Source organism: Rummeliibacillus sp. POC4 (assembly GCF_003576525.1).
Classification (GTDB): domain Bacteria; phylum Bacillota; class Bacilli; order Bacillales_A; family Planococcaceae; genus Rummeliibacillus.
This window is the reverse complement of sequence record NZ_QWUA01000025.1, coordinates 46150-58116: the sequence shown is the minus strand read 5'-3', so window position 1 is coordinate 58116 and position 11967 is coordinate 46150. Positions and strand designations below refer to the sequence as shown.

17 protein-coding genes and 1 other annotated feature are annotated in these 11967 nt (G+C 35.6%); all 17 genes read right to left on the bottom strand.

All coding sequences use genetic code 11. The annotated features are described in order from the left end of the window. Positions 1–100: 100 nt before the first annotated feature. The 17 genes from rpmA to pilM all read right to left on the bottom strand — a co-directional run bounded on the left by rpmA (position 101) and on the right by pilM (position 11836). Positions 101–397: a 50S ribosomal protein L27 gene (gene rpmA / locus D1606_RS09645; RefSeq protein ID WP_102691199.1), complete on the bottom strand. Its 297-nt coding sequence runs from the start codon at positions 395–397 to the stop codon at positions 101–103. A 12-nt stretch (positions 398–409) separates the two neighbouring features. After that, on the bottom strand, positions 410–751 hold the full coding sequence (locus tag D1606_RS09640; RefSeq protein ID WP_119415800.1) for a ribosomal-processing cysteine protease Prp: 342 nt from the start codon (positions 749–751) through the stop codon (positions 410–412). Between the two features lie 15 nt (positions 752–766). After that, a complete protein-coding gene (gene rplU / locus D1606_RS09635; protein WP_119415799.1) occupies positions 767–1075 on the bottom strand; it encodes a 50S ribosomal protein L21 in 309 nt (102 codons plus the stop codon). 12 nt (positions 1076–1087) lie between these two features. Continuing rightward, positions 1088–1167 (bottom strand) — a sequence feature (ribosomal protein L21 leader region). Between the two features lie 34 nt (positions 1168–1201). Next, the gene (locus D1606_RS09630) at positions 1202–1819 is read right to left on the bottom strand and encodes a site-2 protease family protein (RefSeq protein WP_119415798.1); all 618 of its coding nucleotides are present in this window, start codon (positions 1817–1819) and stop codon (positions 1202–1204) included. Further along, on the bottom strand, positions 1819–2337 hold the full coding sequence (locus D1606_RS09625) for a peptidoglycan DD-metalloendopeptidase family protein (RefSeq protein WP_119415797.1): 519 nt from the start codon (positions 2335–2337) through the stop codon (positions 1819–1821). Before D1606_RS09625 ends, D1606_RS09630 begins: the two co-directional genes overlap by 1 nt. Positions 2338–2457: 120 nt before the next feature. Next, a complete protein-coding gene (minD, locus tag D1606_RS09620; RefSeq protein ID WP_119415796.1) occupies positions 2458–3255 on the bottom strand; it encodes a septum site-determining protein MinD in 798 nt (265 codons plus the stop codon). A 1-nt stretch (position 3256) separates the two neighbouring features. Then, a complete protein-coding gene (minC, locus tag D1606_RS09615; protein WP_119415795.1) occupies positions 3257–3928 on the bottom strand; it encodes a septum site-determining protein MinC in 672 nt (223 codons plus the stop codon). A 23-nt stretch (positions 3929–3951) separates the two neighbouring features. After that, positions 3952–4479 (bottom strand): rod shape-determining protein MreD, encoded by a 528-nt coding sequence (gene mreD, locus D1606_RS09610; protein WP_119415794.1) that lies wholly within the window; start codon positions 4477–4479, stop codon positions 3952–3954. Continuing rightward, entirely contained in the window at positions 4479–5381 is a 903-nt protein-coding gene (mreC, locus tag D1606_RS09605) for a rod shape-determining protein MreC (RefSeq protein ID WP_119415793.1), read from the bottom strand. Before mreC ends, mreD begins: the two co-directional genes overlap by 1 nt. Before the next feature lie 13 nt (positions 5382–5394). Further along, a complete protein-coding gene (locus tag D1606_RS09600; RefSeq protein ID WP_119415792.1) occupies positions 5395–6411 on the bottom strand; it encodes a rod shape-determining protein in 1017 nt (338 codons plus the stop codon). Between the two features lie 96 nt (positions 6412–6507). Further along, complete coding sequence (gene radC / locus D1606_RS09595; RefSeq protein WP_147414477.1) at positions 6508–7179, bottom strand: RadC family protein; 672 nt, start codon at positions 7177–7179, stop codon at positions 6508–6510. A 16-nt stretch (positions 7180–7195) separates the two neighbouring features. Then, a complete protein-coding gene (locus D1606_RS09590) occupies positions 7196–7813 on the bottom strand; it encodes a Maf family protein (protein ID WP_158582352.1) in 618 nt (205 codons plus the stop codon). Positions 7814–7910: 97 nt separating this feature from the next. Beyond that, positions 7911–8540 carry a hypothetical protein gene (locus D1606_RS09585; protein ID WP_119415789.1) on the bottom strand — a complete coding sequence of 210 codons (630 nt, stop codon included), beginning with the start codon at positions 8538–8540 and terminating at the stop codon, positions 7911–7913. Positions 8541–8627: 87 nt separating this feature from the next. After that, the gene (locus D1606_RS09580) at positions 8628–9383 is read right to left on the bottom strand and encodes a prepilin peptidase (protein ID WP_119415804.1); all 756 of its coding nucleotides are present in this window, start codon (positions 9381–9383) and stop codon (positions 8628–8630) included. 85 nt (positions 9384–9468) lie between these two features. Continuing rightward, positions 9469–10275 carry a RodZ family helix-turn-helix domain-containing protein gene (locus D1606_RS09575; protein ID WP_119415788.1) on the bottom strand — a complete coding sequence of 269 codons (807 nt, stop codon included), beginning with the start codon at positions 10273–10275 and terminating at the stop codon, positions 9469–9471. Then, positions 10272–10859 (bottom strand): PilN domain-containing protein, encoded by a 588-nt coding sequence (locus D1606_RS09570; RefSeq protein ID WP_119415787.1) that lies wholly within the window; start codon positions 10857–10859, stop codon positions 10272–10274. Before D1606_RS09570 ends, D1606_RS09575 begins: the two co-directional genes overlap by 4 nt. Then, complete coding sequence (gene pilM / locus D1606_RS09565; protein WP_119415786.1) at positions 10856–11836, bottom strand: type IV pilus biogenesis protein PilM; 981 nt, start codon at positions 11834–11836, stop codon at positions 10856–10858. Before pilM ends, D1606_RS09570 begins: the two co-directional genes overlap by 4 nt. Positions 11837–11967 lie beyond the last annotated feature (131 nt).

Here is an 11967-nt window from a genome sequence, read left to right as displayed (position 1 = left end):
AAATTATTGTAAAAGCCGAATTTGTATTGCAAATTTCATTTTTTAGAATAAATTTTTTGAATATAAAAAGGACTGCACTAATGCAGCCCTTTTGTATTCATTATGCTTCTTGAGCAACTGGGTACACGCTGACTTTACGTTTATCGCGACCAAAGCGTTCAAATTTAACAACGCCATCAACTTTTGCGAATAAAGTATCGTCTCCACCGCGACCAACGTTTTCTCCTGGATAGATTTTAGTACCGCGTTGACGGTATAAAATAGAACCAGCAGTAGCGAATTGACCATCAGCACGTTTAGCACCTAAACGTTTTGCTTCAGAGTCACGACCGTTCTTAGTAGAACCTACACCTTTTTTAGAAGAGAAGAATTGTAAATCTAAAGATACTAGTAACATATGTTCCACCTCCTAGATCATCTTATATTTTAACTCGATAAAATCTCCATAACTAGCAACCATCGTATATACTTGGGTTACCATTGTTTGAAGAATAATTTGCAGTTTTGCATCGGTTTCAGCGTCAAGATCATTTTGGTCAATTATGCAGGATAGATATCCCCCATTTTCACCTTGTTCTATGCCTGGTTGTAATTGTAGTAGTTGTCCAATTGCATTCACCGTACCAAAGGCAATGGCGGATGCGCCCGCACAAACTAGATCATGACCAGGTTCACCAGAATAGGCATGACCTGAAATTTCAAATCCATAAGATTTACGATTTTCATCGCTATGAATTCCAACAGTGATCATATTATCACCTCACTATTAAGCGTTGATAGATTCAACAACTAGTTTAGTGTAAGGTTGACGGTGACCTTGTTTACGACGGTAGTTCTTTTTAGCTTTCAATTTGAAAACAACAACTTTTTTAGCACGGCCTTGTTTTTCAACTTTAGCTGTAACTGTTGCGCCTTCAACGAAAGGAGCTCCAACTTTAACATCTTCGCCACCAACGAAAAGAACTTTGTCAAAAGTAACTGTTTCACCAGCTTCAGCGTTGATTTTTTCAACGTAGATTTCTTGGCCAGCTTCTACTTTAACTTGTTTACCACCAGTTTCAATAATTGCGTACATAACTGCACCTCCTCAAAGTCTCAGACTCGCCCTCAATAGGTGATTCACAAGGAATTCTTAAAGTAACCTTTTCAGTGCGGTTGTAGCACGGGTGCTACATAACGTTAAAATATTACCACACAAAAACTATGACGTCAACCTATTTAACACAACGTTTTCAAATGCTTGTTCATATTTTCTGTATCGAAAAGCTTGGATATTTTGAAAAAAAAGCAAAACAAGAATAAGCATAAAATAGATAGATTGCGGAAAATACCAAAGTGAAATTACAAAACAGGTGATACAAAAAGTAATTGATACTAATAAAAATGACGTTTTGGTAGCTTGTAACGACTTTTTTTCACTCCATATTATTTCTAAAATCCGACCTCCATCTAGTGGCCAAATAGGTAATAAATTGATCAACAACAAAATAATTTGTATCGATTGTAAAGGTTCACTTAAAGTTTTTGGTAAGAAAAATGCGCATATATATATGATCAATGTTGCAATTGGACCACCTAAAGCGATTAACAATTGCTGTTTTTTCGTTATTAACCATCTCGTTGCAAATTGAATTTCTCCTCCATATGGCATGATTATGCATGTTTTTATTTTGACTTTTAATATATAGGCAATGAGTAAATGGCCAAATTCATGCAAACATAGCGATATGAAAAGTAATGCATAGTTAGAGAATTGCCCAGTAATGATCAACCATACTATTAAAGGAAAGAGTGTAGGATGAAGCTTAAGCTTCCGCATCAACGAAGCCAATCCTTTAACGAATCTGGATCCAACATTGCTCCTTTTCTTTCTACTTGCAAATAGAACGTCCCTGAATCCATTGTTGCAAGAGGTTCTCCCTCTCTAATAGTCGTATATGGTAAATAGTCTAATGATTTTAATAATCCATACGTTACTCTTTCCCCTGTTTCGTATGTAATTGTCATTGTTTTACCAAGAGACTTTGTATGTCCTGTAAAAATAACAAACCCTTCATGCTTCGCATAAATAGTCAAAGGCTTATCGTAGGATAATAACACTCCATTCGAAAAGGATTGCATTGTGTTAAATTCACCTATCCGTGAGTCTATAACAGGAGCTGTAACAGTTACTTTTTCATCATGAAATACATCCTTTGTCCAATTTGTAAGAATTAATAAATCATCGTTTGATAATACGTAGGCCGTTACATCACTATTTATTATTTGCTTTTTTTCTAATACGATTACACTAAATAATAAGAATGCGACAAACAACATTAGTTTCCACTTTTTCAAGAACTACCACCCCAAAACTGCATTTTCTTTCAGTTTATGAGCCAAGCATCGTAAAAATGAAAAAAGAGTCTCTAGAGATTATTACCTCTCTAGAAACTCTTTTCATAAATGTCTAAATAATTATTTAGCAAATAAAGCTTTAATTTTTGCAAATACACCTTTATGTTCATTTTCTAATGACATAAGTGGCACAGATTCACCTAAAATTCTACGCACAATATTACGATAAGCAATAGCAGCTTGTGTAGAAGGCTCCATTACAATCGGTTCACCTTTGTTTGAAGAACGGATTACTTGTTCATCATCAGGAATGATTCCTAATAAATCTATAGATAGATGTGTTGTAATTTCATTGACATCCATTGAATCTCCGTTTTTCATTAACTGTGGTCGAATACGGTTAATAATGAGTTTAGGCGGTTCTATTTCTTCTTGTTCTAATAAACCAATAATTCGGTCAGCATCACGAACTGCTGAAATTTCAGGCGTTGTAACAACAATCGCTCTGTCAGCACCAGCAACGGCATTTTTATAACCTTGTTCAATTCCGGCAGGACAGTCAATTAGGACATAGTCAAAATCTAGTTTTAACTCTTCCACTAACGTCTTCATTTGCTGAGGAGTTACAGCATTCTTATCGGAAGTTTGAGCAGCTGGCAATAAAAATAGTAAATCATCAAAACGTTTATCTTTTACCAATGCCTGCTGAATTTTACAACGCCCTTCAACAGTATCTACTAAATCATAGATAATACGGTTTTCTAAACCTAAAATCACGTCTAAGTTGCGCAAACCAATATCTGTGTCTATTAAGCATACTTTTTTATTTTGAAGGGCCAATGCAGTACCTAAATTGGCAGTAGTAGTTGTTTTCCCTACTCCACCTTTACCAGAAGTAATTACAATAGCTTCACCCACATTAGCTTCCTCCCTTAAATGTCGATAAATTTGGTCTTAAAATACGTAAATCCTGTAAACGGTCAATAGCAATTTGTCCGTTTGAATGAATATAAGCACATTCCATTTCAGGTTTTTCTGCTAGAATTGTCACCTCATTGGTCATCAATTCCATTAGATCCGCAATCTTTAAATGAGTTGCTTCTAACCATGAAGCAGCAATCACACAATCACGATTTCCTTGTGCCCCTGCATGTGCAATCCCCTTCAAACGTCCCATAACATAAATACTACCTCCAGCAACTACTTTACCATTGGGATTAACATCGCCAATAACAACAAGATCGCCTTCAGCTCGTATTTCTTGTCCAGAACGTACAATTCCTATGTAAGTTGCAGATTGACTTTTCAAAAGCTTTTGGTTACATTCTTCCACAGTAATAACATCACTTTTAATCTTTGAAACTTTCAGGTGTTTGGATTGTTGCACAATATGAAGAATTTCTTTTAATTGCTCTTGACAGCAATATCGGTTTCCTACATGAATTGTTACTTCTGCCTGTCCTTCTAGACCATCTTCAGTGACTTTACGCTTTAATTCATCCAATAAATCAGAGTAAGCGCATTGATCATCAAGCTGAAGCACGAGTCCTTCTTTTGTTCCTTTGATCAAGACTAGTTGCTTAGTTGTCAAATGCTTCACCCCACGCTTCACTACTATAACGTTAATCGACTTGTGTTTTTCAATAGTCGAGCTTCAATCAAATACTTAAATGTCCAACCTAGCATGATTAAATAGATACAGTTTGCAATCATAGTTGGAATAAGTCTTTGATTTAAAAACTCTGTAAATGGAACCGAAGTAAAAGAAATCAATAAGAAAAATTGATGTAAAACAATCTCTAATAGGGCTACAAGCACCAATGAAAGAATTGTTGATATAGCTAGATGTTGATGGATATATTTTACTGTATAACCTGCTATAAAACAAATAAACGGGTAGAGGAATGTATATAATCCAATAATATCAATATAGAAAATATCATACAATACCCCAAATACTAATCCATACCACATCGCACGTTTACGGTCATAGTAGATTGACAAGAAGATTAAGTAAATAATCAAAAATCTAGGCACTAGGTAATATAAATGGCCATGCCATTTAATGGGTGAATAGAGTGAAAACTCCGTTTCTAAAAAGAACAATACAACAGCTACAAAAGGTATAAGAAATCTAGCCATTATTTTTGAGCTCCAGTTCCTGTAATAGCTTTATTTGTATTATTGCCATCAGAACCATCAATAGTAATCGATTGACGATTAGCAATTACAACATGATCCAACATAGAAAAATCAGCCGCTGGTTTCACATAAGCTAGTTTTGTTAAGCCATAGTCATCCGTAGAAACTTTTGTAATTTCACCAATTAACACACCTTTAGGGAAAATCCCTCCTAGACCAGATGTTGTAACTTTATCACCCTTTTTAACAGGTAAGCTTGAATCGATTCTTTTTAAAATCAATTCACCACGTTTTGGTTCAAAACCTTCAACAAGGCCAAATGCTTCTGATTTTTTATTTGCCACAACAGCAGATACACGATAATTTGAGTTATTCGTAGATAATAACTCAACTTGAGATGTATAAGGTGTTGTTTGAACAATTTTACCTATTAAACCTTTTGAAGTTAGTACTGCCATATTAACCTTTACACCGCTCATAGAACCCTCATTTAGAATGAGTTTTTCTTCCCATTGATCAGGGTTTCGTGCAATGACATTTGCTTGAATTGGATTAAAGTTACGTAAATCATCTTTCTTTCCGACTAAATCTTTTAACTTGTCATTCTCAACTTTCAATTCATTGACTTTAGCTTGTAATGTTCCAAATTCCTCCAAGCGCGATTTTAAACGTTTATTTTCATCGTAGGTGTTTAATAAATCATCTACATTATTGACGAATCCTGTTATATAGCTAGCTGGTTTTGCAACAATAGATTGCACAAAACCAACAGTATCTTTAATTATTTGTTCAGGAAGAGAAGCGTTTTGACGATCGCGTAAGGAAAAGCTAATCAATGCCACTAAGAAGATTACGCCGACAAGCAGCAATATCAATCGCTTATTCGAGAAAAACTGTGGCATTGTCTAATCCCCCTTATTTTGTTTGGTGACGACGCATTAAGTCGATATGATCTAATGCCATACCAGTACCAATTGCAACACAATCTAATGGATTTTCTGCGATAAATACAGGCATTTTTGTTTCATCACTAATAACCTTGTCCAAATTTTTAAGTAAAGCGCCACCGCCAGTTAACACAATTCCTCTTTCCATAACGTCAGCAGAAAGTTCTGGTGGAGTTTGTTCTAATGTTTTTTTCACGCCATCGATAATTGCAGCGATTGATTCTTTCAATGCATCTACAATTTCAACAGATGAAATTTCGATTGTTTTCGGTAATCCTGTTACTAAATCACGTCCGCGAATTTCCATTTTTTCTTCTGGACCTTCAGTGCTTGCAGAACCAATTTCCATTTTAACTGATTCAGCTGTACGTTCACCGATTGTAAGGTTATATGTCTTACGAATATATGCTGTAATAGCAGAGTCCATTGCATCCCCACCGACGCGTACAGATTCACTTGTTACGATACCGCCTAAAGAAATAACTGCAACTTCAGAAGTACCACCACCGATATCTACTACCATACTACCTGTTGGTTCCCAAACTGGTAGATTTGCACCGATTGCTGCTGCAAATGGTTCTTCAATTGTATAAGCTTCTTTAGCACCAGCTTGACGTGATGCATCGATTACTGCACGTTGTTCTACAGATGTAATGCCGTAAGGAACACAAACCATAACATTTGGTTTCTTCCAGTTACCACCTGAAGCTTTCATAGCTTCTTTCATATAATATTCAATCATCGCAGTTGTAATGTCGAAATCTGCGATAACACCATCTTTCATAGGACGAATTGCCACTATTGAACCTGGTGTACGACCAATCATATTTTTGGCATCATTACCTACTGCAACGATTTCGCCAGTTTTTGTATTTTTCGCTACTACAGAAGGTTCTCTGAGTACGATTCCTTTACCTTTTAAAAATACCAATGTATTTGCTGTGCCGAGGTCAATCCCGACATCTTTTCCACCTAATCCAAACACTATTCTGTTCTTCCTTTCTCTTTTAGCCATAACTTTCGTAGCTGTTCATAAAATCATAAGTTTCATTATAACGGAAAAGAGCAAAAAATTACAGTCCTACATGTACCCTTTCTCCTTTAAACTTATAAATTGATGATCTCCAATGATGACATGGTCTAATAATTCGATTCCGATGATTAAACCAGCTTCTTGTAAACGCTTAGTTACATCTATATCTTCTGGGCTAGGAGAGGGGTTTCCTGACGGATGATTATGTGCACAAATAATTGAGGCAGCCGATCGCTTAACAGCTTCACGAAAAATTTCACGGGGATGTACAATACTTGCATTTAAACTCCCTATAAAAATCGTTTGCTGATGGATAATTTGGTTTTTAACATTTAAAAATAGCGTCACAAAATTTTCCTGCAATAAAGATGACATGTCTGGCATCAAATAAGTGGCTGCATCTTGTGGTGAGCGAATGGTGAAACGTTCATCGGTCCTTTTTTTATGTAAACGTCTACCTAATTCAATTGATGCTAACAATTGGATAGCTTTTGCCTCACCAATTCCTTTGATACACATGATTTCTTCAATTGTCGCATTCTTTAATTCGTGAAGCTGTTCAAAATGAGTTAATACGCGATTTGCAACATGTAGAACAGATTCATGTTTTGTCCCTGTTCGAAGAAGAATTGCTAATAACTCTTGATTTGATAAACTATCTGCACCTTGTCGCTTAAGTCTTTCTCTCGGCCTATCATCAAGATGAACGTCACGAATCATTAATGGATTTTCAACACTAGTTGAAGTTGCCATAAACTGATTCCCCCTCTTCAACAGATATAATCTCTTTATCTGTTAAAAATTTTTTCAGTACATCTAATGGTAACCCCGCAACATTATATTTACTTCCGTCAATCCTCTTCACTAAATTCTGTCCAACTCCCATTATATTATAACCAACATCTTGTTCAAAAGGTTCCCCTGTTTCGATATATTGTACAATTATTTTTTTGGATAAATGGTGCATTAAAACTTCAGATTCTACCACAAATGATGAGATTTTATCATCATAACGGATTCCCACTGCTGAAGTAACTAAATGTCTTCTATTTGATAGCTTTTGAAAGAAAGTTATTGCTTCATGTCTACTACGGGGTAAAGGCAAGATCTCGCCATTAAAACTAACGACTCTTTTAACATTCATATAACATAGGGAAGGGTGTGGAGCTTTCATCCGTAATAATTGAACAACAACAAAACTGTTTACAAATTCAATAGGGTTAGTAGGTAGCGTAAAATCCATTGATACATTTTGGTGAACAACTGAAAAAGGGAGCTGCAGTTTTCCTAACAACTCTTCACAATTTCCTTGTGGATTTAATAATATAATGTCTTTTTTTAACTGAATTGACATTCTATCAACCTCCTTTTTAGTCATCATAATCCAAAAGTAAAAATTAGGGAAATTTACGAAAATAAGCAAAAATGTTATTTTGAATACTATTTAACTATCAAAATTTAATTTGTAAACAGTCATTTTGGGATACATAATGCTCTAAAATCATTAACTTTACGATTTCCAATTCTTTCGAAACCTTAGTGGCAGTAGTAACGGCCGTCTTCCAATCAACCGGTGTTGCCTGTCCAGATTTAGAATCGCTAATATTTAATTTTGCCACTTTGTCAACAGCTAACAATTGAGGTATAATTTTTACCCCCTTTTCTTCACATGCAGCACCATTTAAAACAAAAGGCTTCACAAAAGAGTCTTTAGTTACAATCGATTTAATCTTCTTCTCACTATTACTAATAGCTCCCCACAAATAGAATTGCTTATCAGCTCTAATAATAGAAACATTCTCAAATTCAGGATGTGCTGCTAAAAAATCTGAAGCAGCTTGTGATGATGAGTAAACTCCATACTGCATTGCATAGAATTTGACTGGTTTATTTTCTACACTAGCACTTTTTTGTGAATCTACAGAAAGAGTTTTCCCATTCGAATCTCCTACTTTTTTCTCAACTACCTGTAATAGGAAGAAAAATAGTAGTACACCTGCAGCTCCAATAATGACACCATGTATAACCGCAGCAAGTAAAAACTGCTTTTCTTCTTTTTTCTGTCTTGTATTAAATTTCATATCGACATCACCCCTATTCAATACCCTAGCAGAATAGACATAAAAAAAGGCGAGACTGATGTCGTCTCGCCTTAAAAAGTTTTCTCGCTAAAATAACAAATTCATATACCATTCGAGTATATCTGTACCGTAAAAATACGTCACAACACTCCCTAGAGCAATCCAAGGTCCAAAAGGCACAGGGTGTTTGCGGCCTTTCTTTTGCCATACTAACTGTGAAACACCTGCTACAAGGCCAATGATAGAAGAGACAAACAGTGCCAAGATCGTTAGTTTACTTCCTAAAACAAGGCCAATGACGAAAAATAGCTTTATATCTCCACCACCCATTCCACCTTTCGACACAAAGGCTATCAAAAACAAAATACCAAACCCAATGACTGCTCCAACAAATGCGTCCCACCATGGGTTTAAAGGTGAAAAGATCCGAGAAATAATGAGTAAAATACCAAATGGCAATAAAACCTTATCAGGTATTAACATATATGCTATATCAGACACTGTAATAATAATTAGTAGTGATATAAAAAGAATAGCGACAACTAGTTCTAGTGTAAATCCAAAGTGTAAATAGGCGAAGGCATATAAAACCCCTGTTAACAGCTCCATTAATGGATGGAAAAATCCAATCTTTGCCCCACAACTACGACATTTTCCTCGTAAAAAAAGATAAGAAAATACTGGTACTAAATCGAGTGCAGTTAATCTCCTATTACACCCTTCACAATGGGAAGGTGGAGAAATAATAGATTGTCCTTTTGGCACTCTTAAACCCACTACATTAAAGAACGAGCCAAATACTAATCCAAATATCATAAAAAATACCGCATAAACTATTTCCATCATCTTTTCCCTCTCTATCTATACCAAAAGACAGAAATCTCCCTGAAAGGCTTTACTGGAGAATTACTGCCTGTTTTTGTTGTGCTCATTTCTTTTCGTTTTGTTCATCCAGTTGACCGACATAATAGAAGGTAGTAAGTTGAATAGTCGCTTGTAATGGATCTTCTTTCGTATCCGCAGATGAATTTGTTACCTCTATATTGGGTGTTTCATAAGAAACAGAGTCTATTCGCATGATTCGAGGCAAAAATTCAATTTCCCTCAAAAACTGTTTAATCTCTTTTTTATCAGTTGCATCAACCGTTAAGTTCATCGTTAATAGTTTCAAGGATTCTGGCAAACTACTAGTAGCAATAGGTGACACAGGTGCTATATTTTTTTCACTATTTTGCGTAGCATCTGTATTCTGGTTATTTGAATCTGGTGCAGTCGTATTTAAATTTTGTGATTGAGTTGAGTCAACCTGTTGCGCATCTGTGGATTGGGTAGATGAATTACTATTTGTTGCCCCATCTTTTTGCTCTTCTGTGTTAATTGTTTCTTTCACAGCTGCATCATAATTATTAAAAGCAATATCGACAATTTCCGTGTTACTAACAGATTCTAATTGCTCAATCGAATCGATTAAGCTATCAAGCTCTCTTTCTGTAGGGACTTCTGTTTTTAGTTCAGACGTACTCTTTTTCTCTGCCTGCTGATTAGATTTTAAGTTATCTAATTGTTTCTCCAAGTCTTTTGATTCTGTTTTTAAATTTGTAATTTGGTATTGCAAAGAATCTCTTTCTTCCATCTTTGGATAAACTACATAGTAAAAAATCGCAAATCCCAATACAAATACAAGTGCTGCGATAAATAAGGAAGTTAGTTTTTTGTTCGTACCAAATGATTTCATGGGCGTTCACCCTCTGCTAGTAGATTTGCTTGATTGATCTTAAGTTGAATGGTTGCTTTATAGCGAGGGACAAGCAGCTCACTCGCTGTCGCGTTTTGGTACTCTGCTTTCTCTGGTTTAAAAGAAGAAACAGAAGAAACTTGCACATCTGTATACAATTTATCTGTCATTAAATTTTGAACATATGTAGAGACACCATATAATGTTTCAAAATCTGCTGTAATTTCAACGCCTGATTCACCATATGTAATATCCGTCAATTTTTCATAAGATTCTAGATGACTTTCAATACTGTCAATAATCGGTGTAACAGGGTATGAAACAGCTTCAACAAACTTCACTGATTGTTCAAAAGAAACTGGTGATTCCTTTTGAAAATTAGCAATTTGTTTATGATAAGAATCTACCTCGCTCGATAATGCTTGTTGTTGTGAGTCAAGAGATTTTATATCACTTGCAAGCGAAAAATAATATAAACCAAATACGAGCGCCATTAAACCAGCTATTAAGACGGCAAGCCATACAGCTGGTTTTTGCGATGTACTTTTTTCCACATTGGGTAAGAGGTTAATATCTGGAATCATGCCTTGACAACCTCCTTCAATGCCAAACTAATGAGACTGGCTTGTGATGCTTTAAAGTTTGGAAACTCTTCTTCCATTACTTGATCTGTTAAAACGTGAACAGGTAAAGTAACTTGACTTTCTATCATTTCTGCAATGTATTCCAGCTCAGGAGAGTCTCCCAATACGACAATTTGATCTACCCCTTTTTCCCCTTTGTTCAATGAATATTGATAAAAGTTAATAATTCGTTCAATTTCAGCTAGCGGCTCAAATAGCGCGTTTTGATACTGACTAATCTCATCATTGTAAAAATAATCAAAATCATCTTCTGTATAACGCGATTGCCATTTACTACGCTCTGTCTCAATCGTTTGGAAACGCAAAAACTCTACCTCGCCAAATGAATAGATGACGAGCGACAATTCATTGATTGACCAGTTGGCTAGCAATGTTGTCGTATTCACCAAATTTGGTAAGAGTAAATTGACTAAACGAATCAATGAAATCACTTTAATATCTGCTACAACAGGTGTTAAGCCTGCATCTGTCAGTAATCCAACTACTTTTTGCACTTCTTCCGCATTCGTTGCGAAGATTGTTGCTTTACCATCGCCTTGCTTCGCATCATAAATATCAATCAGAGGATTTTCAAATGGTAGATGGATTGTTCGACCAATCTCCATCTCCACATACTGTTTAATAGATACAACATTTTCTAATTCTTGCGGATGCTCAATAGCTTTCATCATTACCGTACTTTCCGGTACATAAAAGCTCACATTTTGGCCCTTAATTCCCCATTTTTTCACATGATCTTTTAATAATTCAAAAAATGCTAATTCATCCTCGATGATTCCATCGACCACAATACCTTCATCTAGCGGAATCGAGTGAACCTCTGCATGTGCTAAATCATTCGAACTGGACGCTAACACTTTCAATGCAAAATCATTATATACAAGCGACACTTGTCGCTTCTTCTTTCCAAAAAACATATGTATTCCTCCCACATGAAAGCTTTAATACTTCGGTGGAGAAAGCCGAATCATCGATGTAAAGTCAAAGTTGGATTGTTGGCTTTCTTCAACGAAAGATTAAATAGGGCAGTAGCGGGGAGCTGCTGATT